General features: G+C 60.5%; 18 protein-coding genes. 9 read left to right on the top strand and 9 right to left on the bottom strand.

The window, feature by feature from the left end; all coding sequences use genetic code 11:
- Positions 1-48: 48 nt before the first annotated feature.
- The 5 genes from LOY36_RS26360 to LOY36_RS26340 all read right to left on the bottom strand — a co-directional run bounded on the left by LOY36_RS26360 (position 49) and on the right by LOY36_RS26340 (position 5010).
- Positions 49-1212, bottom strand: coding sequence for a gamma-butyrobetaine dioxygenase (locus LOY36_RS26360; RefSeq protein WP_258671404.1), 1164 nt, complete (start codon positions 1210-1212; stop codon positions 49-51).
- 14 nt (positions 1213-1226) lie between these two features.
- Positions 1227-1703 carry a thioesterase family protein gene (locus LOY36_RS26355; protein ID WP_019650275.1) on the bottom strand — a complete coding sequence of 159 codons (477 nt, stop codon included), beginning with the start codon at positions 1701-1703 and terminating at the stop codon, positions 1227-1229.
- Between the two features lie 179 nt (positions 1704-1882).
- Positions 1883-2848, bottom strand: a complete 966-nt coding sequence (locus tag LOY36_RS26350; protein ID WP_258671402.1) for an L-carnitine dehydrogenase — start codon at positions 2846-2848, stop codon at positions 1883-1885.
- Positions 2849-3078: 230 nt separating this feature from the next.
- The gene (locus LOY36_RS26345) at positions 3079-3966 is read right to left on the bottom strand and encodes a 3-keto-5-aminohexanoate cleavage protein (RefSeq protein WP_007937987.1); all 888 of its coding nucleotides are present in this window, start codon (positions 3964-3966) and stop codon (positions 3079-3081) included.
- Positions 3967-4065: 99 nt separating this feature from the next.
- Complete coding sequence (locus LOY36_RS26340) at positions 4066-5010, bottom strand: choline ABC transporter substrate-binding protein (RefSeq protein ID WP_258671400.1); 945 nt, start codon at positions 5008-5010, stop codon at positions 4066-4068.
- Positions 5011-5221: 211 nt separating this feature from the next.
- Between LOY36_RS26340 and LOY36_RS26335 the strand changes: the two genes are divergently transcribed.
- Positions 5222-6169: a GlxA family transcriptional regulator gene (locus LOY36_RS26335; protein ID WP_258671399.1), complete on the top strand. Its 948-nt coding sequence runs from the start codon at positions 5222-5224 to the stop codon at positions 6167-6169.
- A gap of 118 nt (positions 6170-6287) precedes the next feature.
- Here LOY36_RS26335 and LOY36_RS26330 read toward each other — a convergent pair whose 3' ends face one another.
- The 4 genes from LOY36_RS26330 to LOY36_RS26315 form a co-directional block, all read right to left on the bottom strand.
- Positions 6288-6704: a DUF3010 family protein gene (locus LOY36_RS26330; protein ID WP_258671398.1), complete on the bottom strand. Its 417-nt coding sequence runs from the start codon at positions 6702-6704 to the stop codon at positions 6288-6290.
- A 32-nt stretch (positions 6705-6736) separates the two neighbouring features.
- The gene (locus LOY36_RS26325; protein ID WP_019650279.1) at positions 6737-7060 is read right to left on the bottom strand and encodes a helix-turn-helix domain-containing protein; all 324 of its coding nucleotides are present in this window, start codon (positions 7058-7060) and stop codon (positions 6737-6739) included.
- Positions 7044-7298, bottom strand: a complete 255-nt coding sequence (locus LOY36_RS26320; protein ID WP_019650280.1) for a type II toxin-antitoxin system RelE/ParE family toxin — start codon at positions 7296-7298, stop codon at positions 7044-7046. The genes LOY36_RS26325 and LOY36_RS26320 overlap by 17 nt, the downstream gene beginning before the upstream one ends.
- Positions 7299-7511: 213 nt before the next feature.
- Entirely contained in the window at positions 7512-7913 is a 402-nt protein-coding gene (locus LOY36_RS26315; protein ID WP_258671396.1) for a lysozyme inhibitor LprI family protein, read from the bottom strand.
- Between the two features lie 235 nt (positions 7914-8148).
- On the opposite strand from LOY36_RS26315, the gene LOY36_RS26310 reads away from it, so the two are divergent.
- The 8 genes from LOY36_RS26310 (at position 8149) to LOY36_RS26275 (ending at position 21913) form a co-directional block, all read left to right on the top strand.
- Complete coding sequence (locus tag LOY36_RS26310) at positions 8149-9126, top strand: dipeptidase (protein ID WP_007907542.1); 978 nt, start codon at positions 8149-8151, stop codon at positions 9124-9126.
- 79 nt (positions 9127-9205) lie between these two features.
- Entirely contained in the window at positions 9206-9736 is a 531-nt protein-coding gene (locus tag LOY36_RS26305) for a DUF5943 domain-containing protein (protein WP_052967365.1), read from the top strand.
- Positions 9737-9751: 15 nt separating this feature from the next.
- Positions 9752-11812: a dimethylglycine demethylation protein DgcA gene (dgcA, locus tag LOY36_RS26300; RefSeq protein ID WP_019580673.1), complete on the top strand. Its 2061-nt coding sequence runs from the start codon at positions 9752-9754 to the stop codon at positions 11810-11812.
- A gap of 210 nt (positions 11813-12022) precedes the next feature.
- On the top strand, positions 12023-13972 hold the full coding sequence (gene dgcB / locus LOY36_RS26295; RefSeq protein WP_258671393.1) for a dimethylglycine demethylation protein DgcB: 1950 nt from the start codon (positions 12023-12025) through the stop codon (positions 13970-13972).
- Positions 13972-15192 (top strand): electron transfer flavoprotein subunit alpha/FixB family protein, encoded by a 1221-nt coding sequence (locus LOY36_RS26290; protein ID WP_019650282.1) that lies wholly within the window; start codon positions 13972-13974, stop codon positions 15190-15192. Before dgcB ends, LOY36_RS26290 begins: the two co-directional genes overlap by 1 nt.
- 15 nt (positions 15193-15207) lie before the next feature.
- Positions 15208-15978 carry an electron transfer flavoprotein subunit beta gene (locus LOY36_RS26285; RefSeq protein WP_007938007.1) on the top strand — a complete coding sequence of 257 codons (771 nt, stop codon included), beginning with the start codon at positions 15208-15210 and terminating at the stop codon, positions 15976-15978.
- Between the two features lie 206 nt (positions 15979-16184).
- Positions 16185-16751, top strand: a complete 567-nt coding sequence (locus tag LOY36_RS26280) for a GNAT family N-acetyltransferase (protein ID WP_258671391.1) — start codon at positions 16185-16187, stop codon at positions 16749-16751.
- Between the two features lie 1703 nt (positions 16752-18454).
- Complete coding sequence (locus LOY36_RS26275; protein ID WP_258671389.1) at positions 18455-21913, top strand: GMC family oxidoreductase N-terminal domain-containing protein; 3459 nt, start codon at positions 18455-18457, stop codon at positions 21911-21913.
- Positions 21914-21928 lie beyond the last annotated feature (15 nt).

The following is a 21928-nucleotide window of genomic DNA, read 5'->3' as shown; positions in this document are numbered from 1 at the left end:
GAGTAACCTGTGGGAGCGTGGCTTGCCCGCGATGAACGATGACGCGGTCTAGCGTTGCAAAACGAGAATGCGCGACAGCAATTCATCCCGGTCGACATAACAACCCTGGAAATGCCGTGCACCGGTGGCGGGGTCGAAGGCGTTGCGGGCGTGAAGGGTGCGGCGGTTGTCGAAGCACCACAACTCGCCGGGGTTGAGCCGTGTCATCACCCGGAAACGCGCCTCGCGGGTCATCGCAATGAAACGCCGGTAAGCGCGATACAGCCTGGGCATCTGCTCCACTGAAGCATCGAATGGCCCACGCAGAAAGTTCGCCATGCGGATTTCCGACACTTGCCCGAACGCATCCAGCGCGATGATCGGCGCCAGGCAGCGGTAGTCGCTGTGGCGGTCCTTGTTGCGGAACTCCACGGGGATTTCACACAAGGCTTGAAACGCCTCTGGATCTTCCTGACGCAAGGCTTGGGCGATGGCAAAACCGTCGACGAAAATACTTTCGCCACCGTCGGCGTCATTCACCAGGCAATGCAGAAATTGCAGCCCCGGTTGCAACTCCCGGGTCGGCAAATCGCTGTGCAGTGGCAGGTTGAAGGCGGTATAGGCATTGCTGTCGGCATCGGCCTTGGATTGCACGTTGAACAGCACGCCGAAATTGCTCTCGCGGATGAACGAAATCCGCTGGGCGATCAGCTTCAGCGAGCCCGGCTCGGTGGGGACGCCGCGCACTTGAGTCAGGCCGATATCGCGCACGGCCAGCAGCCATTGCAACAAGGCGTCGTTGTTCTCCATCAGGGCCTGGTATTCGAATACCGGCAGCTGCAAATCGCTGTGCCAAAGCCTGGCTTTCGGTTTTCCGGCCTGGCGTTCGGCGCGAGATTCATCGTCATAGGCATGGGCCCGCAGCCAGCCCGGATCGAAGCGGCTGAGGTGACCGTCCTGCCAATCGACGCACAGACAACCTTCGGCATCGACCGTGGCGTTTTCAGGCATCAGGTGCTCTGCGACATCGACGATTTCCAGCACTTGCTCACGGGTCACCGTGTAGACGCACAGTGGGCACGGGCAGTTGTCCCGCAGCCATTGATGATGAAAAGGGCTGACCCGACCGTCCGCCCACTTCACTTGAATTCGGTCCGCCAGGGTGTGCACGGCGGTCAACGCGCTGATCAACGGATAGGTGCGGAAATCGGCAAAAGCGGCGGCGGTGTTCATGGTTGGGCTCCTTGTTATTTCTCTGGGGGTAATGCGATCACTCGGCCGATCCAGGCGGGTGCGGGCAAGTCGGCCTGTTCGGCGACAATGGCCTGCAGCTTGCTCAAGGTTTCTTCGCTGAACGGTGCGGATCGCGGCCCGGCGAGGTCGACGTGCAGCAGCATTTGTTCATTTCCCGCCAGCTCCTTGTCACCGCCCACCAGATGCAGGCTGTGGTAGAGGTGCAGGCGCTTGCGGTCGTGGCCGATGATCTGCGTATGCACTTCGACGTCTGCATCGAGTTTCACTTCGTGCAGGTAATTGAGGTGCAATTCGAGGGTAAACAGCGAGTGGCCGCTGGCCTCGCGGTTGTTGCTGTCCATACCTAGCCGATCCATCAACGCGTCAGTGGCGTAGCTGAAAATCAGCAGGTAGAAGGCATCGCGCAGATGGCCGTTGTAGTCGACCCAGTCGGGGATGATTCTGGTTTGGTAGGTGGTGAGGGTGGGCATGGTGGAACTCCACAGATAATCGCTGGTGTACACATGTGTGGCGAGGGAGCTTGCTCCCGCTGGACTGCGAAGCAGTCCCAAAACCGGTGGATGCGAGGTATCAGTCGAATCGCGTTTGCTGGTTTTACGACCGCTTCGCGGCCGAGCGGGAGCAAGCTCCCTCGCCACAGGGTGTGTGTTTATTCGCTGAAGGCCATCCCATGCTTCTCTTTGGTGGTTTTCACCGCCTCCAGCACCGCCAGCAAGCAATCGTCACGATAGCGTTCCAGTGCCGAGATGCTGTGTTTGCCCAACTGATCGCTGGTGCCATCCACCACATCGTCAATCAACTTGTCGGTCAGCTCCGGTGCCGGCAGGTACGTCCACGGCAACTGCAACGCTGGCCCGAACTGCGCCATGAAGTGCCGCATCCCGGCATCGCCACCGGCCAGGGTGTAGGTCAGGAAGGTGCCCATGAACGACCAGCGCAGGCCTGCGCCAAAACGAATCGCATCGTCGATTTCACCGGTGGTCGCCACGCCGTCGTTGACCAGGTGCAGCGCCTCACGCCACAAGGCTTCGAGCAAACGGTCGGCGATAAATCCCGGTACTTCCTTGCGCACATGCAGCGGGCGCATCCCCAGGGATTCATAGACTTTCATCGCCGCTTGCACCGCTTCTGGCGCGGTGTTCTTGCCGCCGACCACTTCCACCAATGGCAGCAGATAAACCGGGTTGAACGGGTGCCCGACCACGCAGCGTTCCGGGTGCGTCGAACTCTCGTAAAACTCGCTCGGCAACAGTCCCGAGGTGCTGGAACCGATCAATGCATTGGGCTTGGCCGCCGCGCTGATTTTGCTGTGCAGTTCCAGTTTCAGGTCCAGACGCTCGGGGGCGCTTTCCTGAATGAAATCCGCGTCGCGAACACATTCCTCGATGGTGGCGACAAAGCGCAGCCGATCCTGCGATGCGCCGGGTGCCAGGCCTTGTTTCTCCAGCGCGCCCCAGGCATTGGCGACGCGTTTGCGCAGCGCCGCTTCGGCACCGGGCGCCGGATCCCAGGCCACCACATCGAGGCCGTGGGCGAGGGCGCGGGACACCCAGCCGCTGCCGATGACACCGCTGCCCAGTGCTGCGAAGGTTTTGATATCAGTGATAAAGCTCATGGCGACTTCCTGAATTGGGTTCAAAAAAAATGTGGGAGCGAGCCTGTGTGGCGAGGGGGCTTGCCCCCGTTGGGTCGCGAAGCGGCCCCAAAACCTGTTGCCGCGGTGCATCAGCCACACTGCATGCAATGTTTTACGACTGCTTCGCAGCCGAACGGGGCGGTGCGGCGGTCCGACAAGCCCCCTCGCCACACAAACTCGCTCCCACAGGGGGAAAGGGTGATTTGGGGTCAGCCGCGCTTGGTCAGGCCCATTTTCTTGCGGCCTTCTGCCGGGGTCAGAACGCGGGCGCCGAGGCGGCTGAGGATTTCCGAGGCGCGTTCGACCAGTTGGCCGTTGGTCGCCAGTACGCCCTTGTCCAGCCACAGGTTGTCTTCCAGACCGACCCGCACGTTGCCACCGAGCAGCACGGCCTGTGCGGCCATTGGCATCTGCATGCGACCGATGCCGAACGCGGCCCAGACCGCGTCGGCCGGCAGGTTGTCGACCATGGCTTTCATGGTGGTGGTATCAGCCGGCGCGCCCCATGGGATGCCCAGGCACAGCTGGAACAACGGGTTATCCAGCAGACCTTCCTTGATCATCTGCTTGGCGAACCACAGGTGACCGGTGTCGAAAATTTCCAGCTCAGGCTTAACGCCCAGCTCTTGAATGCGTTTGGCGCCAGCACGCAGCTGGGCAGGGGTGGACACGTAAATGGTGTCGCCGTCGCCGAAGTTCAGGGTGCCGCAATCCAGGGTGCAGATTTCCGGCAGCAATTCTTCAACGTGGGCCAGACGGGTCAGTGGGCCGACCAGATCGGTGTTCGGGCCGAATTCCATCGGGTTCTCGCCCGCGCCGATTTCCAGATCGCCGCCCATGCCGGCAGTGAGGTTGACGATGATGTCGACGTCCGCCTCGCGGATGCGCTCCATCACTTCGCGGTACAGCGCCACGTCACGGCTGAACTTGCCGGTTTGTGGGTCGCGAACGTGGCAGTGGACCACGGTAGCGCCCGCCTTGGCGGCTTCCACGGCGGCTGCAGCGATTTGTTTCGGGGTGACCGGCACGTGTGGGCTCTTGGCGGTCGTGTCGCCAGCACCGGTGAGTGCGCAGGTGATGATGACGTCGTGGTTCATGAGGCGGTTTCCTTCAGGCTTGAGTTTTTGGCGGAGCTTGGGCGTGGCGATCCCGCTCGCAGCCCGCATCGGGCTGCGAATCGGTGGTTCATTTCGGTTCTATTTGCTGGTCAGCTTCAGGTTTTCAGCGGCCGGCTTGCCATCGAAAGTGGTCACGCCTTCGAGCCAGCGTTGCTTGTCTTGCGGGTGATCCTTGAGCCACTGTTTGGCCGATTCGAAAGCGTCCTTGTGATCCAGCAGCGGCTGCATCATCCGGCTCTCGTCTTCGGCGGTGAACGTCAGGTTGCTCAGCAGGCGACCGACGTTCGGGCATTGCTGCGCGTAGCTCGGCGAAGTGACGGTCCAGACCGTGGCCATGCCTTCGTTCGGGCCGAGGGCGTCGTCGCTGCCGGTGAGGTAGGTCATCTTCACGTTGACGTTCATCGGGTGCGGCGCCCAGCCGAAGAACACCACGGCTTCCTTGCGGCGTACCGCACGATCCACTGCCGCCAGCATGCCGGCTTCGCTGGACTCGACCAGTTGGAACTTGCCGAGGCCGAACTGGTTCTTGGCGATCATCGCCTTGATCTGGGTGTTGGCGCCCGAGCCAGGTTCGATGCCGTAAATCTTGCCGCCCAGTTCTTTTTCAAACTTGGCGATGTCGGCGAAGGTTTTCAGGCCCTTGTCGGCAAGGTAAGTCGGTACTGCGAGGGTGGCGCGGGCGTCCTTGAGGCTTGGCGCTTCAAGCACTTTGACCTGCTTGGCATCGACAAACGGCGTGATGGTCTGCGTCATCAGCGGGTTCCAGTAGCCCAGGAACAAATCCAGGCGCTGGTCGCGAATGCCGGCAAAGACGATTTGCTGGGAGGCGCTGGTTTGTTTGGTGCTGTAGCCGAGGCCGTCGAGCAGGACCTGGGTCATGGCGCTGGTGGCGATCACGTCGGTCCAGTTCACTACGCCCATGCGCACGTTCTGGCACGACGCGGGTTCGGCTGCCATGACACTGGCGCTCAAGAAAGCAGTACCGCTGAGTGCAAGAACACAGCTGCTGATCAGTCGTTTCATGTCGGGGTTCCTCGGCAGGTCGTTTATTGTGGGTTCCGGTGTCTGATGCGCCGGTGATGCCCAAGTTACGCAGCAAAGCCCCCGTGAAAACGCACTGCGGCGACCAGCTCTTGCACTGCGGCGACCTGCGCACTTGAATGCCACCGGCAAGTGGCGTATCAACGTCCACACGCTTCCCGCCCTCTCGTTACCTGCCAGTCGAGTGCGCTCCATGTCCCAGGATTTCTACTTCTTGTTGATGCCGGGTTTTTCGGCGATCGGTTTTATCTCGGCAATCGAGCCGCTGCGGGTCGCCAATCGCTTTCGCGGCGAGTTGTACCGCTGGCATGTGTTGAGCGCCGATGGCGGGGCGGTTCTGGCCAGTAATGGCATGTCGGTCAACGCCGATGCGGCGCTGGAGCCGCTGAAGAAAGGCGCAACCTTGTTGGTAGTCGCCGGTTTCGAACCGCTGAAGTTCGCCACCCCGGCCCTGGAACACTGGTTACGTCGTCTGGACAACGAAGGCGTGACGCTAGGCGCCATCGACACCGGCAGCTTCATCCTCGCCGAAGCCGGCCTTCTCGACGGTCACCGCCTGACTCTGCACTGGGAAGCCATCGACGCCTTCAAGGAATCCTATCCACAGCTGAGCGTCACCCAGGAGCTGTTCGAGATCGATCGCCGGCGCATCACCTCGGCGGGCGGCACCGCGTCCATCGACCTGATGCTCGACCTCATCGCCCAGGCCCACGGGCCGCAACTGGCGATTCAGGTCAGCGAACAATTCGTACTCGGGCGCATCCGCCCGCGCAAAGACCACCAACGCATGGAAGTCGCCACGCGATATGGCATCAGCAACAAGAAACTGGTGCATGTCATTGGGGAGATGGAACAGCACAGCGAACCGCCGCTCAGCACTTTGGAGCTGGCGGAATCGATCAAAGTGACCCGACGTCAACTAGAGCGCTTGTTTCGCCTGCACCTGAACGACACACCGAGCAATTTCTACTTGCGCCTGCGGCTGGAGAAGGCGCGGCAGCTGCTGCGCCAGACGGACATGAGTGTGTTGGAGGTGAGTATCGCCTGCGGGTTTGAATCGCCGTCGTATTTCACCCGCAGTTATCGGGCGAGGTTTGAGCGGTGCCCGCGGGAGGATCGCCGGCAAAGCCAGAAGGCCTGATACCGACCTCCTGTAGGAGCGAGGCTTGCCCGCGAAGAGGCCGGCACATTCGAAATCATTGTTGTCTGACACGACGCCTTCGCGGGCAAGCCTCGCTCCTACAGGAGATGTGTCGTTTTTACTTCTTCATCAGTGCCGAGCAGGCCGCTTTGTAAGCCTCATGCTGATACTTGTTCAGCGTGGCCGGCAGTTCAAAGTCGAACTTCTTGTTCTGCGCATTGATCGTCTGCGGCGACAGCAGCGTCACCTCGCAATTTTCCAGCAACTGGAAAACCCCTTCGATCTTGAACGTGGTCGGCCCGCCGGCGAACTCGCCTTTCTTGCTGCGCTTCTTGATCGCGATCCGGTCGATTGAATTCTCACGAATAAACGATGCGGCCTGAGCGGCAAAGACTTTGACGTTGGCGGCTTCGTCGTCATCGTCGAGGGCGATTTTCTTGGTGGCCAGCGCGACGTGGGTCAGCCCCTGATCGTCGAGGGAGGCCACGGCAAGGATTGCTTCGCTGCCTTTGATTTCGATACCGCAGATTTTCATTTGAATCCCTTTTCCTGATGCTGGCGTTCAGCTTACAGCTCTAGTTGATTGGCGGTGATGCCAAAAGCCGCGGCGATTTTCTCACGCGTGGCCTTGCGGGGCTTGGCGACAGTTTCCTGCTGGGCAAAGGCTGGTTGGGAGATGCCCATACGTTTGGCCACTTCATCCTGCGTAAGGTTCAGGTGTTCACGCCAGGCGCGAATCGGTGTCGCGCCGTCGACGATGCGACTGACCACTTCATGGGGGATCAGATCGGGCTCGATCTTTTGTGCCACATACTGTGCGTACGGAATGACCACGAATGCCGGTTTTCCCTCCGCATCATTGATAATTTGAATGTCAGTAGGTGCGTTCATCGCGTTTTTTGACCTCTTGGATACTGACCACTTTGATCGCGCCATCCCAGTCGAACATGATCCGATAACTACCGACTCGCAGTCGATAGGCATAGTCATGGCCAACCAGTGCTTTGACGTTGCCTACGTCAGGCATGTCAGTTAGCGCCGTGATGGCATCCCTAACCTGGATCTGATGAACGGAATGCAATTTCAAGAGCTGCTTAACGGCCTTTCGAGTCCAGTGAATGCTGTTCATGGAAGAATATAAGTCTTTTATAAGATTTGCGAATCTTTACTTATATTTTTCAGGTGGCCAACAAATGAAATTTGTCAGCATGTTGCTCGAAAAAGCTGTGTTAAGCCTTGCTCGGCGGGGAGTTGTAGTCTTGCTCAGTGAGGCTTGTGGGAAAGGTCTTTATTGGGGGGTAAAAGCTGGTAGGGCTACCAGCTTTCGACGGACGATTCAGGATCACTCCTGCCCAATCGACTCCAAAAACTCCGACCGCTCGTCACTCATCCGCGCCACGCAATCGTTTTGCGCAATATTGAATGCCTTGCTGCCGCTCGTCGCCGGAAACGCTTCCACCGCGCAATCGGCATCCCGGGTTTTCAGCCACTGCTGTTGCGCGGTCTTGATTTTGGCGGTGATGTCGGCCAGTTGCGCCTTGTTACTGCCGTAGCGCGTTTGCATGCGTTCGCTCAGGTTTTGGTAGTTGTCGCTCAGCAGCTGTTCGGCGGTGTTTCTGCTGTAAGCCGAGCACTCCAGGGTCTGGACTTCGTTTGCGACGGCGTCGCAGGGGTTGTCGTCGGCCTCTTCGGCCGCCTGTACGCCGGTCGCTATCAGTGCCAAAGCCAGGAAGATGGATTTCATTGCGTCGCCGCCCTTAATTCAGTGAAACATTTGGTGATGCGACGAATTCTGGCCCATGCGAACGGGCTTGAACAGGTAGGCAATCACGTCGGTTGGCGACCCTTTGTCGCGGATTGACGCTTTCGGCAATTCCCCTGTCGTTTTTGCACCCGGCTGCACCGTCCCTCAGGCATATGCTGGCCCCAAAGCGCCGGCACACGATTCGGCGCATGAATCGCTAATAGGGGACTGCCTGATGAGCCCAGCCGAATTACACGCCGACAGCATCGTTATCGACGGCCTGATTATTGCCAAGTGGAACCGTGAGCTGTTCGAAGACATGCGCAAGGGCGGTCTGACCGCGGCCAACTGCACCGTGTCGGTGTGGGAGGGCTTCCAGGCCACCGTCAACAACATCGCTGCCAGCCAGAAGCTGATTCGCGAGAACAGCGACCTGGTGATCCCGGTGCGTACCACCGCCGACATCCGCAAAGCCAAGGAGCAGGGCAAGACCGGCATCCTGTTCGGCTTCCAGAACGCTCACGCCTTCGAAGACCAGATCGGCTATGTCGAAGTCTTCAAGCAACTGGGCGTCGGTATTGTGCAGATGTGCTACAACACCCAGAACCTGGTCGGTACCGGTTGCTATGAACGCGATGGCGGCCTGTCGGGTTTCGGTCGTGAAATCGTTGCCGAGATGAACCGCGTCGGTGTCATGTGCGACCTGTCCCACGTCGGCTCGAAGACCTCCGAAGAAGTCATCCTCGAATCCAAGAAGCCGGTCTGCTACTCCCATTGCCTGCCGTCGGGCCTGAAAGTGCACCCGCGCAACAAGTCCGATGAAGAACTGAAGTTCATCGCCGATCACGGCGGTTTCGTCGGCGTGACCATGTTCGCGCCGTTCCTGGCCAAGGGTATCGATTCGACCATCGACGATTACGCCGAAGCCATCGAGTACACCATGAACATCGTCGGCGAAGACGCCATCGGCATCGGCACCGACTTCACCCAGGGCCATGGCCAGGACTTCTTCGAATACCTGACCCATGACAAGGGCTACGCCCGCCGTCTGACCAGCTTCGGCAAGATCATCAACCCGCTGGGCATCCGCACCGTGGGCGAGTTCCCGAACCTGACCGAAACCCTGCTCAAGCGCGGCCATTCCGAGCGCGTGGTGCGCAAGATCATGGGCGAAAACTGGGTCAACGTTTTGAAAGACGTTTGGGGCGAATAAGCCGCCGCACCTGAAGAATCCTTTCCCCCGGCCGTCCGTGCCGGGGGCAATACAACAAATTTTCTGGAGTTAAGTTTCCATGGCCAAGATCGCCCCGCAATTGCCAATCGAAGTCGACAGCGAAACCGGTATCTGGACCTCTGATGCCCTGCCGATGCTGTATGTGCCGCGTCACTTCTTCGTCAACAACCACATGGGCATCGAGGAAGTGCTGGGCGCCGACGCCTACGCCGAAATCCTCTACAAGGCCGGCTACAAGTCCGCCTGGCACTGGTGTGAAAAAGAAGCCGAATGCCACGGCCTGGAAGGCGTCGCGGTGTTCGAGCACTACATGAAGCGCCTGTCGCAGCGCGGTTGGGGCCTGTTCAAGATCCAGGACATCGACCTCGACAAAGGCACCGCCAGCGTCAAGCTCGAACACTCCGCATTCGTCTACGTGTACGGCAAGGTCGGACGCAAGGTCGACTACATGTTCACTGGCTGGTTCGCCGGCGCCATGGACCAGATCCTGGCCGCTCGCGGCAGCAAGATCCGCACCGTCGCCGAACAAGTTTACGGTGGCTCCGAAGAAGGCCACGACGACGGTTTGTTCACCGTCAAGCCGTTGTAAGTCGAGGAACCCGCCATGGCTTTCGAAGCAATGTTCCAGCCGATCCAGATCGGCAAACTGACCATCCGCAACCGCGTGCTCAGCACCGCGCATGCTGAGGTCTACGCCACCGACGGCGGCATGACCACCGATCGGTACGTCAAGTATTACGAAGAGAAAGCCAAGGGCGGGATCGGCCTGGCGATTTGCGGCGGTTCCTCCAGCGTGGCCATCGACAGCCCGCAAGGCTGGTGGAAGTCGGTCAACCTGGCCGACGACCGGATTATTCCGCACTTCCAGAATCTGGCCGATGCCATGCACAAGCATGGCGCCAAGATCATGATCCAGATTACCCACATGGGTCGCCGCTCGCGCTGGGACGGTGAGCATTGGCCAACCCTGCTGTCGCCGTCGGGCATCCGCGAGCCGGTGCACCGCGCGACCTGCAAAACCATCGAGCCGGAAGAAATCTGGCGGGTGATCGGCAACTACGCCAGCGCCGCTGCGCGTGCCAAGGCCGGTGGCCTGGATGGCGTCGAGCTGTCTGCCGTGCACCAGCACATGATCGACCAGTTCTGGAGCCCGCGAGTCAACAAGCGTACCGACGAATGGGGCGGCAGCTTCGAGAACCGCATGCGTTTCGGCCTGGAAGTGATCAAGGCTGTGCGCAAGGAAGTCGGTCCGGACTTCTGCGTTGGTATCCGTATCTGTGGTGACGAATTCCACCCTGATGGCCTGAGCCATGAGGACATGAAGCAGATCGCCAAGTACTACGACGACACCGGCATGATCGACTTCATCGGTGTCGTGGGCTCGGGTTGCGACACTCACAACACCCTGGCCAACGTTATTCCGAACATGAGTTATCCACCGGAGCCGTTCCTGCACCTGGCCGCCGGTATCAAGGAAGTGGTGAAGGCTCCTGTGCTGCACGCGCAGAACATCAAGGACCCGAACCAGGCAACCCGTATTCTGGAAGGCGGTTACGTCGACATGGTCGGCATGACTCGCGCTCACATCGCCGACCCGCACCTGATCGCCAAGATCAAGATGGGCCAGGTCGACCAGATCAAACAGTGCGTGGGTGCCAACTACTGCATCGACCGTCAGTACCAGGGTCTGGACGTCTTGTGCATCCAGAACGCCGCGACCTCCCGTGAATACATGGGCGTGCCGCACATCATCGAGAAATCCACCGGGCCGAAACGCAAAGTCGTGGTGGTCGGTGCCGGCCCTGCGGGGATGGAAGCCGCTCGTGTAGCCGCCGAACGTGGCCACGACGTGACCCTGTTCGAGAAGAAAGAATTCATCGGCGGGCAGATCACCACCGCCTCGAAAGCCCCGCAACGGGACCAGATCGCCGGTATCACCCGTTGGTTCCAGCTGGAACTGGCGCGTTTGAAAGTCGACCTGCGCCTGGGCGTGGCGGCGGATGCGGCGACCATTCTCGACCTGCGTCCGGATGTAGTGGTGCTCGCCGTTGGCGGCCATCCATTCCTGGAGCAGAACGAGCACTGGGGCGCGGCTGAAGGCCTGGTGGTCAGCAGTTGGGACGTGCTCGACGGCAAGGTTGCGCCGGGCAAGAACGTGCTGGTCTACGACACCATTTGCGAGTTCACCGGGATGTCGGTTGCCGACTTCCTTGCCGACAAGGGCAGCCAGGTCGAGATCGTCACTGACGACATCAAGCCGGGCGTGGCCATCGGCGGTACGTCGTTCCCGACTTACTACCGCAGCATGTACCCGAAAGAAGTGATCATGACCGGCGACATGATGCTGGAAAAGGTCTACCGCGAAGGCGACAAGCTGGTGGCGGTGCTGGAAAACGAATACACCGGCGCCAAAGAGGAGCGGGTAGTGGACCAGGTTGTCGTCGAGAACGGCGTGCGTCCGGACGAAGAAATCTACTACGCACTGAAGGAAGGCTCGCGCAACAAAGGCCAGATGGACATTGAAGCCCTGTTCGCGATCAAGCCACAACCTTCGCTGAGCCAGGCGGGCGACGGCTACTTGCTGTTCCGCATCGGTGACTGCGTAGCCCAGCGCAACACCCACGCGGCGATCTACGACGCGCTGCGGTTGTGCAAGGATTTCTAACGGATTTACCACCATCACCTGTGGCGAGGGAGCTTGCTCCCGCTGGGCTGCGAAGCAGCCCCAAAACCTGCAGTCGAGGTGTATCAGGTGTACACCTGAGACTGTTTTGGGAGCGCTTCGCACTCCAGCGGGAGCAAGCTCCCTCGCCACAAGTAGGTGCGTCGCTCTCATCGGCACGCACATGACCCCGAGGTCTTTGGGAGCTCCACCATGTTGAACACCCTTCTTCCAATCCTGTTGTTTGCTGCCCTGGGCCTGGCTGTCCTGGGCGCGTTGCGGCGGGTGGCTATGTGGCGTCAGGGCCGGGCTTCGAAAGTCGACCTGATCGGCGGTCTGTTCGCCATGCCCAAGCGTTACATGGTCGATTTGCACCACGTCGTCGCGCGGGACAAATACATCGCCAATACTCACGTCGCCACGGCCGGTGGTGCGGTGGCGTCCATTGTGCTGGCGATTCTGGTTCACGGTTTCGGCCTGCATAACCGCATCCTCGGTTATGCACTGCTGTTGATGACGGCAGTGATGTTCGTCGGTGCGATCTTTGTCTTCCTGCGCCGCCGCAATCCGCCGGCCCGGTTGTCCAAAGGTCCGTGGATGCGCCTGCCGAAAAGCCTGCTGGCGTTCTCGGCGTCGTTCTTCCTGTTGACCCTGCCGGTGGCGGGCATCCTTCCGGAAAACTTCGGTGGCTGGGTGCTGGCGGCGATTCTCGGCGTCGGTGTGCTGTGGGGCGTGTCGGAACTGTTCTTCGGCATGACCTGGGGCGGGCCGATGAAGCACGCCTTCGCCGGTGCCCTGCACCTGGCCTGGCACCGTCGCTCAGAACGTTTCGGCGGCGGTCGCTCCACCGGCTTGAAGCCGCTGGATCTGAACGACCCGACCGCGCCACTGGGCGTGGAAAAACCCAAGGATTTCACCTGGAACCAACTGCTCGGCTTCGACGCCTGCGTGCAGTGCGGTAAATGTGAAGCTGCGTGCCCGGCGTTCGCCGCCGGCCAGCCGCTGAACCCGAAAAAACTGATTCAGGACATGGTCGTCGGCCTGGCCGGTGGTACGGATGCCAAGTTTGCCGGCAGCCCTTACCCAGGCAAGCCGATCGGTGAGCACGCCGGTAATCCGCATCAACCGATCGTCAACGGTCTGGTGGACGCTGAAACCCTGTGGTCCTGCACCACCTGCCGCGCCTGCGTCGAGGAGTGCCCGATGATGATCGAGCACGTCGATGCCATCGTCGACATGCGCCGCCATCTGACCCTGGAAAAAGGCGCGACCCCGAACAAGGGCGCCGAGGTCCTGGAAAACCTGATCGCCACCGACAACCCTGGCGGCTTCGCGCCGGGCGGGCGGATGAACTGGGCGGCGGATCTGAACCTGAACCTGCTCAGCGAAAAGAAAACCACCGACGTGCTGTTCTGGGTCGGCGACGGTGCCTTCGACATGCGCAACCAGCGCACCCTGCGTGCCTTCGTCAAAGTGCTGAAAGCGGCCAAGGTCGACTTCGCAGTGCTGGGCCTTGAAGAGCGCGACAGCGGTGACGTGGCCCGGCGTCTGGGCGACGAGGCGACGTTCCAGCTGTTGGCCAAACGCAACATCCAGACCCTGGCCAAATACCGCTTCAACCGCATCGTCACCTGCGACCCGCACAGCTTCCATGTGCTGAAAAACGAATACGGCGCTTTCGATGGCAACTACCTCGTGCAGCACCACAGCACTTACATGGCGGAGATCATTGGCGAAGGCGCTCTGAATCTCGGTCAGCACAAAGGCAGCAGCGTGACTTATCACGACCCGTGCTACCTCGGCCGCTACAACGGCGAATACGAGGCGCCACGCGAAGTGCTGCGCGCCCTGGGCATCGAGATCAAGGAAATGCAACGTTCCGGTTTCCGTTCGCGCTGCTGCGGCGGCGGTGGCGGTGCGCCGATCACCGACATTCCGGGCAAGCAACGGATCCCTGACATGCGCATGGAAGACATCCGCGAAACCGGCGCCGAACTGGTGGCCGTGGGTTGTCCACAGTGCACCGCGATGCTTGAAGGCGTGGTCGAACCACGGCCGTTGATCAAGGACATCGCCGAACTGGTTGCTGATGCGCTGCTTGAAGACGCCGCGCCGGGAAAGCCTTCGGCACCGGCCAAACGTGAACCTGCGGAGGTGCATTGATGAGCGACATTATCCGCCGCGACCCTCGCGCTGAATGGATCGCCCGCAACCGTCTGCACCCGCTGCACGCGGCCATGCAACCGGCGCAACACAGCTGGATGGGGCCTAACGGCGTCATTCGCAAGAATCCTCACGGGATCGGTTTTATCGGTCCCAACGGGATCAAACGGATCGACCGCAGTGGCGCTCAGCAGGGCGGGGCGACTAAACGCTCGGCCGCGGTTGAAGTGCAATTGCCGCTGCATCAAGTGCCTGCACCGGCGTTCTACATCAGCGTGGTGCCAGACATGGTCGGCGGGCGCTTGAGCAGCCACGACCGCGATTTGCTCGGCCTGGCCCATCAATTGGCCGGCAAGGACGGCGCGGTACTGGCGGTGGTCTTCGGTGAGCACAAGGAAAATGCCTTCGCCACGGCTGGCGTTGACCGCTTGCTGGTACTGGAAGGCGACGAATTCAGCGGATATGCACCGGAACAACGCGTGCAGGGCCTGCGGGCTGTGGATAACCAGTTCAGCCCGCGTCACTGGTTGCTGCCGGACAGCCGCAGCGGTGGCGGCGAACTGGGTCGACGCTTTGCTGCCGCACTGGGCGAACGTCCGGCCACACGGGTCTGGCAGGTCAAGGATCAAGAGTGCATCGGCCGTGCCGGTGCCGGTTTGCAGGACCTTGCGCGGCCGGTGGCACGCTTGATTCTGGCGGCTGCCGAATGCGCCGAACCGGTCAGCGAAACCCGTCACGAAGCGTTGCCGGTGGAGTTATCCACAGCGGTCGCTCGCAGCCTGTCGCGGATCGAAGATCTGGGCGCGGTGGCGGTGGACCCGGCGGCGATTCCGATGGCCGAAGCCGAGTTCATCTTCTCGGGCGGCAACGGGGTCAAGGACTGGGGACTTTTCCACAGGACGGCCGAAGCGTTGGGCGCGACCGAAGGTGCGTCGCGGGTGGCGGTGGACGATGGTTTCATGGCGCGCGACCGTCAGGTTGGCGCGTCCGGCACCTGGGTCACCGCGCGGGTTTACGTGGCGGTGGGGATTTCCGGGGCGATCCAGCACCTGCAAGGCATCGGTGCCTGTGACAAGGTGGTGGCGATCAACCTCGATCCGGGTTGCGACATGATCAAACGGGCCGACCTGTCGGTGATCGGCGAGAGCGCCGAGATTCTTCAAGCCTTGATCGATGCGGTAGAGGCTTACCGCAACGACGCCAAGCGCGATGCGGCTTAAGGGAAGGAAAGGGTTATGAGCACGAAAATCATCAGCCTGGTGTCCATCGGCGCCCACCCGACCTCCGGCCGGCCACGCCGCGCCGAGCAGGACGCGCGGGCCGTTGAGCTGGGTTTGCAACTGGCTGGGGATAACCTGCAAGTGCTGCACGCCGGCGACGTTGCGGAACCGGCGCTACGTGCCTATCTGGGCATGGGCCTGGAACAGTTGCATGTGCTGGAACAACCGGTCGGCGCAGATGCGCTGCCGGCATTGACCGCTTATTTGCGTGACGCCGGGGCACAGGTGGTGTTGACCGGTAGCCAGGCGGAAACCGGTGAAGGCTCGGGCATGTTGCCGTTCCTGCTGGCCGAAAGCCTTGGCTGGCCGCTGGTGGTGGGTTTGGCGCAAGTCGAATCCATCGACGGCGGTTCGGCGCTGGTGCTGCAGGCCTTGCCTCGCGGTCAGCGCCGTCGCTTGAAAGTGCGTCTGCCGTTCCTGGCGACTGTGGATAACGCAGCGCCCAAGCCTCGGCAGAGCGCCTACGGTCCGGCGCGACGCGGGGTGTTGCAGGCGGATGAAGTGGAAGTGGTCGACGATGAACTGCTGGCTGTGGCCACGCTGCAACCGGCCAAGCCACGACCCAAACGCTTGAAAGTGATCAAGGCCAAGAGCGGTGCCGACCGCATGAAGGCCGCGACGGCCAAGGCCAGTGGCGGCGGCGGGCAAGTGCTCAAGGGCGTGACCGCGCAGGCGGGCGCTGAAGCCATTCTCAAGTTGCTGATTGAAGAAGGCGTAGTCCGCTGACAAGTAGTCACCATAGATGTGGGAGCCTGTGTGGCGAGGGGGCTTGCCCCCGTTGGGCTGCGCAGCAGTCCTGAAATCTCTGATGTACCAAAGATCCTGTGAGTGCTACGCACTCAAACGGGGGCAAGCCCCCTCGCCACAAAGTGCTCCTGACGTGCTGGAGACGCAGGCCTGAAAACCATCTCACCGAAGTTTATGGGGAAATAATGGAAGTTGAATTTCGTCCGGCATTGCGCACGGATGCGCGGGAGATTGCCCGTTTGTTCCAGATTTCGTCAGAGGGGGCTTCGGATTACATCTGGAGCCAGTTGGCGGAGCCCGGGCAGGATCTGCTGGAAGTGGGGGCCATTCGTTACGCCCGTGAAGATGTCGATTTCTCCTATCAGAACTGCGTTATCGCGCAGGTGCAGGGGCGGGTCATCGGCATGATGCACAGTTACGTGACGCGTCACGATCCGTTGGCGGCTCCGGTGACTGATCCGGTCCTGGCGCCTTACGCCGACATGGAAGTCCCCGATACCCTCTATATTTCGAGCCTGGCCCTGCATGAAGGTTGGCGCAACAAAGGCTTGGGTGTGCGCTTTCTCGAGCATGCTCAACAGCGTGCCGATCAACTGGAACTCAACGGCCTGAGCCTGATCGACTATGCGGCGAATATCGGGGCCCGGCGCTTTTATGAACGCCACGGTTTTGGGATTGTTAAAACCTGCCAGGTTGTTCCTCATCCGATGATTCGGGTGACGGGTGATGCCTATCTCATGCATCGGCCTTAAGAGGCCGGTTTTGATTGTGTACATATCCTTTACTGCGGTAATGGCGGCTGGCGGTTTCGCTCTTACAGCGAGTCACTTTCGAAAAGCGCGAAAGTAACCAAAGCGCTCTTGCCCCTTTCGTTCGGCCCTTCGCCTAGGCTCAGGGTGCCCTCGCTCCGGTCCTGCTCCGTGGGCCCGCCGCCATCGGCCATCCATGGCCGGGGGCGGCTAACCCGGCATCCATGCCGGGTTGCCCACTACGCAGAACCTCCACTCGGCCTCTCGAGGGGGCGGTGCGTCAAAATCAAAAGCAAGGCGGCCTACCGGCCGGCCTGATCTCACGTGCACGCATTTCCCTGTAGGAGCTGTCGAGCGAAGCGAGGCTGCGATCTTTTGATCTTGCTTTTGCTTTTGCTTTGCTTTGCTTTGCTTTGCTTTGGCTTTTGATCTTGATCTGTACGCCCCTTTCCCAGAGGCCGAACGCAGGCGTTGCGCAGGGGGCACCGCGGCAGGGATGCCGCGGTAGCCGCCCCCGGCCATGGATGGCCGATGGCGGCGGGCCCCCGGAGCAATGCCGGAGTGAGGGCATGCCGAGCCTAGGCGAGGCACCGAATGGCGGGGCAAAAGCGTTTTGGTTACTTTGGCGCTTTTCCAAAGTGACCCGCTGTAAGAGCGGAACCATAAGCCGCCGTTACCGCAGAAATGGATATGCACTCCCAACACCTGGCCCCAACATTACCCACAATCCCTGTTAGCGCTTCTGTGGATAACATGTTCGCCCCTCGCTACACCCCATGCCAATCAAGCCCTGCAGCCCTCCGTACAAAAAACAACCAGCCTAAGCCACGGTTTTTTCGGGCTTTTTCCACAGCATAACCTCGCTCACTGGCCGACACTTGCCCCCAATCTCTGTTGGCGCTTCTGTGGATAACATGTTCGCCCATCGCTACAGCCCATATAGATCGCGGCTTTCAGTAGGTTGATCAAATATTGTCCAATTCGACGTTTTCCCCCACTAATCCTCCCGCAAACCCCGAATTCTCGCGGGTTTCAGCGGTTTTCCACAGAACGAGCAAAGTTGCCCCCAAAGTCTGTTGGTGCTTCTGTGGATAAGGTGTTCGCCATCCCCTGCGCGCCATGTAAACCGTGCTCTGCAAGCTTCTGATTAAAAAATAACCAGTGTCTGGCTAAAACCCTGCTTCTGGATAAGTCACGGTTTTTCTTCGGTTTTTGTGAATAGATTTAGCCTGTCACCCACAGTTGTCCCCATTTGCTGTGGGTGGAGATGTGGATAACTTGTTCGCTGAACCCTGTAAGCCACGGCCCGTATAGGCCGGAACGCGATAGATCAGATTTCATACAGTTCTAAGGCACTTCCTTGACTTCGATCTGTCGCCTGTCTTCACTCTCATCGCATAAGGACAACTGTCACTTATCCACATCTGGTTCAGGGAGAACGCGTGATGGATAGCCAGCCACATCGCTCGCAGCCACATTCGCACCAAAGCCCCTGCACGACCTGTGTCCCGACATCCGCCACCTTGTTGCACAAGCGGATTCATCGTCGCGCCGCCAATCAGCGCGCTCGTCTATAGCACCTGGCCCCCTTATGCCATTACGCCGCTGCCATTGAGGCCCGACCGTGCCCGGTGACCAGGCGTTTGTTCGTCTATCGATTGCAGGCAACCGCAGAGTTGCTCCATCTGCCTGAGAGGAAATGACCCATGACACGGATCGCCACGCCCATCAGCGATATCAAGGAACATTACGACGTGATCGTCATTGGCTCCGGCTACGGCGGCGGGATCGCGGCGTCGCGCCTGTCCCGGGCCGGCAAGCGGGTATGCCTGCTGGAGCGAGGCCGGGAAATCCAGCCCGGCGAATACCCCAATACGATGCTGGCGGCCACTGAAGAGCTGCAAGTGCATGACCCGGACGGGCACATCGGTTCGCGCACCGGGCTGTTCGACCTGCACGTCAACGCCCAGCAGAACGTAGTGGTCGGTTGCGGCCTGGGTGGCACGTCGCTGATCAACGCCAACGTCGCGCTGGAACCGGAACCCGGTGTGTTCGACGATCCGCGTTGGCCGCTGGCGGTACGTGAACATCGCGACACGCTGCTCAAGGACGGATACGCCCGGGCTCGGGAGATGCTCAAGCCCAATCCCTATCCGAAAACCGCTCCGACCTTGCCCAAACTCGAGGCTAACCAGAAGTCCGCCGATTACCTCAAGCAAGGCGCGCACTTCTACAAGCCGCCGATCAACGTGACCTTCGACAAACTGCCGAACAACCTCAACCACGTCGGCGTCGAGCAATTGCCGTGCAACCACTGCGGCGACTGCGTTTCGGGCTGTAACAACAAGGCCAAGAACACCACGTTGATGAATTACCTGCCGGATGCCTGCAACCACGGCGCAGAGATTTTCTGCCAGGCCGAGGTGCGGCATCTGGAGCGCGACGGCGATGGCTGGATCGTGCACTTCCAATACCTGGACAGCGGCCGTGAGAAATTCTCCGCGCCGACGCTGTTCGTCAAGGCGGACATTGTCGTGGTGTCGGCCGGCACCCTGGGGTCCACCGAAATCCTCCTGCGCTCTCGGGACAAAGGCCTGTCGACGTCCGATCAGCTCGGCGAAAACATGAGCGGCAATGGCGACATCCTCGGTTTCGGCCACAACTGCGATGAAACGATCAACGGCATCGGTTTCGGTGCCCATCCGGCCTCGGAAATGAAACCGGTCGGCCCGTGCATCACCTCGATCATCGACATGCGCACCGAAGGCGACTGGCGCAGCCGCATGGTTATCGAAGAAGGCTCGATTCCCGGCGCACTCGGCCGGCCCATGGTGCCGAGCATGGCCACATTCGCCGGGTTGATCGGCAAACCCACCGATGACAGCTTCACCGGCAAGCTCAAATATGCCGAGCGCGAAGCCGAAAGCTTCCTGCGCGGCCCGTACCACGGCGCCCTGCACAACATGCAGACCTACCTGATCATGAGCCACGACGACGGCAAGGGGCGCATGGTGCTCGACAGTAAGGATCAGCTGCGCATCGACTGGCCGGGCGTTGGCGAGCAGGAAAACGTCAAGATCGGCAACGAGCGCTTGCACCAGAGCACCAAGGCATTGGGCGGGATCTGGGTCGAGAACCCGATCTGGACCGAGCTGCTCAAACACAGCATCGTTTCCGTGCACCCATTGGGCGGTTGTGTGATGGGCGAGGATGCGACGCAAGGCGTGGTCAACCACAAGGGCCAGGTGTTTAGCGGCGTCAGCGGCACCGATGTCTATGCCGGGCTATACGTGGCCGACGGTGCGGTGATCCCGACCTCACTGGCGGTCAATCCGTTGCTGACCATCTCTGCCGTGAGCGAGCGCAACATGGGGCTGCTGGCGGCCGATCGTGGTTGGCACATCGACTACACGTTGCCCTCGGCACCGCGCAAACCGGTGGTGGCACCGACCCTCGGCGTGCAGTTCACCGAAACCATGAAGGGCTATTTCTCCAAAGATTTCACCCAGCCCCAGGGCACCGATCTCAAACTCTACGAAGCGGCGGCCAAACGCGGCAAGTCGGATAACTCGCCGATCGAATTCACCTTGACCATCACCATCACCGCCAACGACCTCAATCGCATGATCAAGGAGCCAGAACACGCCGCGACACTGGTCGGCTCTCTGGATGCGCCGGGCTTGTCGCCGGAACCACTGACCGCCAGCAATGGTGTGTTCAATCTGTTCGAGGAATATCAGGAACAGGTTGGCGTGCGGCACATGAATTACGACATGAAGCTGACCGCTGAGGACGGCAGCGATTATTACTTCAGCGCATTCAAGACCGTGCCCGAAGACAACGGCGTGCTGAACGTCTGGCACGACACCAGTACGCTCTATGTGACGCTGTATCGCGGGCCAGACAAGACAGGCGAGGTGATCGGCTCGGGGGTGATGCACATCGAGCCGGCCGATTTTGCCAAGCAGATGACCACCATGAAGGTGCTCAACGCGCGCAACGAACGTGAGCGCATTGAAGGGCTGGCGCGGTTCGGCAAGTTCTTCGCCGGCATCTTGTGGGAGAGCTACGGCGGGGTGTTCGCGGGCGACATCTACTTCAACCCCGATGCGCCGCCCCGGCAGAAACGGCCGCTGGATGCGCCGACGCCAAGCGTGCAGTTCTTCCAGACCGAAGACAGCGTCCAGCTCCGCCTGACCCGTTATCAGGGCGGCACCAAGGGGCCGGTGATGCTGGTGCATGGTTTGGGTGTGGGCTCGAATATTTTCTCCACCGACACCATCCAGACCAACCTGCTGGAGTACCTGTGCAAGCACGAGTACGACGTCTGGCTCCTGGATTTCCGGGTCAGCATCCTGCTGCCGGCCAGCAAACATGAATGGAACGGCGACCAGATTGCCCAGTACGACTTCAAGGCCGCCATCGAGCATATCCAGCAGGCCACCCTCGCCGCTGACGTGCAGTGCGTGGTGCATTGCTACGGCGCGACGACCTTCTTCATGTCACTGCTGGCCGGATTGCAGGGCGTGCGTTCGGTGGTCTGTTCGCAGATCGCCGCGGACACGGTGGTCGCCACGGCAACGGGGCTCAAGGCCGGTCTGCATTTGCCGGGGATGCTCGACGCCATCGGCATCAAATCCCTCACCGCGTATGCCGACAACAAGGAGAGCTGGTTCAACAAACTCTATGACAAGGCCCTCAACATCTACGCCCGCATCGAGGCTCAAGGTTACTGCACCAACCCGGTGTGCCACCGCATCACCTTCATGTACGCGTCGCTGTACCGCCACGACACACTCAACGAAACCCTGCACGACAACCTGCACGAGCTGTTCGGTGAGTCGAACATACAGACCTTCGAACACCTGGCGCTGATCCTGCGCAAAGGCCATCTGGTGGACTTCAAGGGCCAGGACGTCTACATGCCGCACTTCGACCGGCTGACCATGCCGATCTGCTTCATCAGCGGCGAAGACAATCAGTGCTACTTGCCCGAAAGCACGCTCAGGACCTATGAGCGCGTGTGCAAAGTCCATGGGCCGGAGCGCTACAGCCGGCATGTGGTGCCGGGTTACGGGCATATTGACTGCATGTTCGGCAAGAACGCGGTGGTCGATGTGTACCCGATCATCCTGCAGCACCTGGAGAAAACCGCCCTCGGCTGATCGGGCTTTTTGTGG

Source organism: Pseudomonas sp. B21-019, assembly GCF_024749225.1.
Classification (GTDB): Bacteria; Pseudomonadota; Gammaproteobacteria; order Pseudomonadales; family Pseudomonadaceae; genus Aquipseudomonas.
This window is presented reverse-complemented; position numbering and strand designations above follow the sequence as displayed.

What these genes read in the sequence shown, in the direction of transcription:
- LOY36_RS26360 (WP_258671404.1), bottom strand. Translation starts at nt 1,212, where the DNA reads ATGAACACCGCCGCCGCTTTTGCCGATTTCCGCACCTATCCGTTGATC.
- LOY36_RS26355 (WP_019650275.1), bottom strand. Translation starts at nt 1,703, where the DNA reads ATGCCCACCCTCACCACCTACCAAACCAGAATCATCCCCGACTGGGTC.
- LOY36_RS26350 (WP_258671402.1), bottom strand. Translation starts at nt 2,848, where the DNA reads ATGAGCTTTATCACTGATATCAAAACCTTCGCAGCACTGGGCAGCGGT.
- LOY36_RS26345 (WP_007937987.1), bottom strand. Translation starts at nt 3,966, where the DNA reads ATGAACCACGACGTCATCATCACCTGCGCACTCACCGGTGCTGGCGAC.
- LOY36_RS26340 (WP_258671400.1), bottom strand. Translation starts at nt 5,010, where the DNA reads ATGAAACGACTGATCAGCAGCTGTGTTCTTGCACTCAGCGGTACTGCT.
- LOY36_RS26335 (WP_258671399.1), top strand. Translation starts at nt 5,222, where the DNA reads ATGTCCCAGGATTTCTACTTCTTGTTGATGCCGGGTTTTTCGGCGATC.
- LOY36_RS26330 (WP_258671398.1), bottom strand. Translation starts at nt 6,704, where the DNA reads ATGAAAATCTGCGGTATCGAAATCAAAGGCAGCGAAGCAATCCTTGCC.
- LOY36_RS26325 (WP_019650279.1), bottom strand. Translation starts at nt 7,060, where the DNA reads ATGAACGCACCTACTGACATTCAAATTATCAATGATGCGGAGGGAAAA.
- LOY36_RS26320 (WP_019650280.1), bottom strand. Translation starts at nt 7,298, where the DNA reads ATGAACAGCATTCACTGGACTCGAAAGGCCGTTAAGCAGCTCTTGAAA.
- LOY36_RS26315 (WP_258671396.1), bottom strand. Translation starts at nt 7,913, where the DNA reads ATGAAATCCATCTTCCTGGCTTTGGCACTGATAGCGACCGGCGTACAG.
- LOY36_RS26310 (WP_007907542.1), top strand. Translation starts at nt 8,149, where the DNA reads ATGAGCCCAGCCGAATTACACGCCGACAGCATCGTTATCGACGGCCTG.
- LOY36_RS26305 (WP_052967365.1), top strand. Translation starts at nt 9,206, where the DNA reads ATGGCCAAGATCGCCCCGCAATTGCCAATCGAAGTCGACAGCGAAACC.
- dgcA (WP_019580673.1), top strand. Translation starts at nt 9,752, where the DNA reads ATGGCTTTCGAAGCAATGTTCCAGCCGATCCAGATCGGCAAACTGACC.
- dgcB (WP_258671393.1), top strand. Translation starts at nt 12,023, where the DNA reads ATGTTGAACACCCTTCTTCCAATCCTGTTGTTTGCTGCCCTGGGCCTG.
- LOY36_RS26290 (WP_019650282.1), top strand. Translation starts at nt 13,972, where the DNA reads ATGAGCGACATTATCCGCCGCGACCCTCGCGCTGAATGGATCGCCCGC.
- LOY36_RS26285 (WP_007938007.1), top strand. Translation starts at nt 15,208, where the DNA reads ATGAGCACGAAAATCATCAGCCTGGTGTCCATCGGCGCCCACCCGACC.
- LOY36_RS26280 (WP_258671391.1), top strand. Translation starts at nt 16,185, where the DNA reads ATGGAAGTTGAATTTCGTCCGGCATTGCGCACGGATGCGCGGGAGATT.
- LOY36_RS26275 (WP_258671389.1), top strand. Translation starts at nt 18,455, where the DNA reads ATGACACGGATCGCCACGCCCATCAGCGATATCAAGGAACATTACGAC.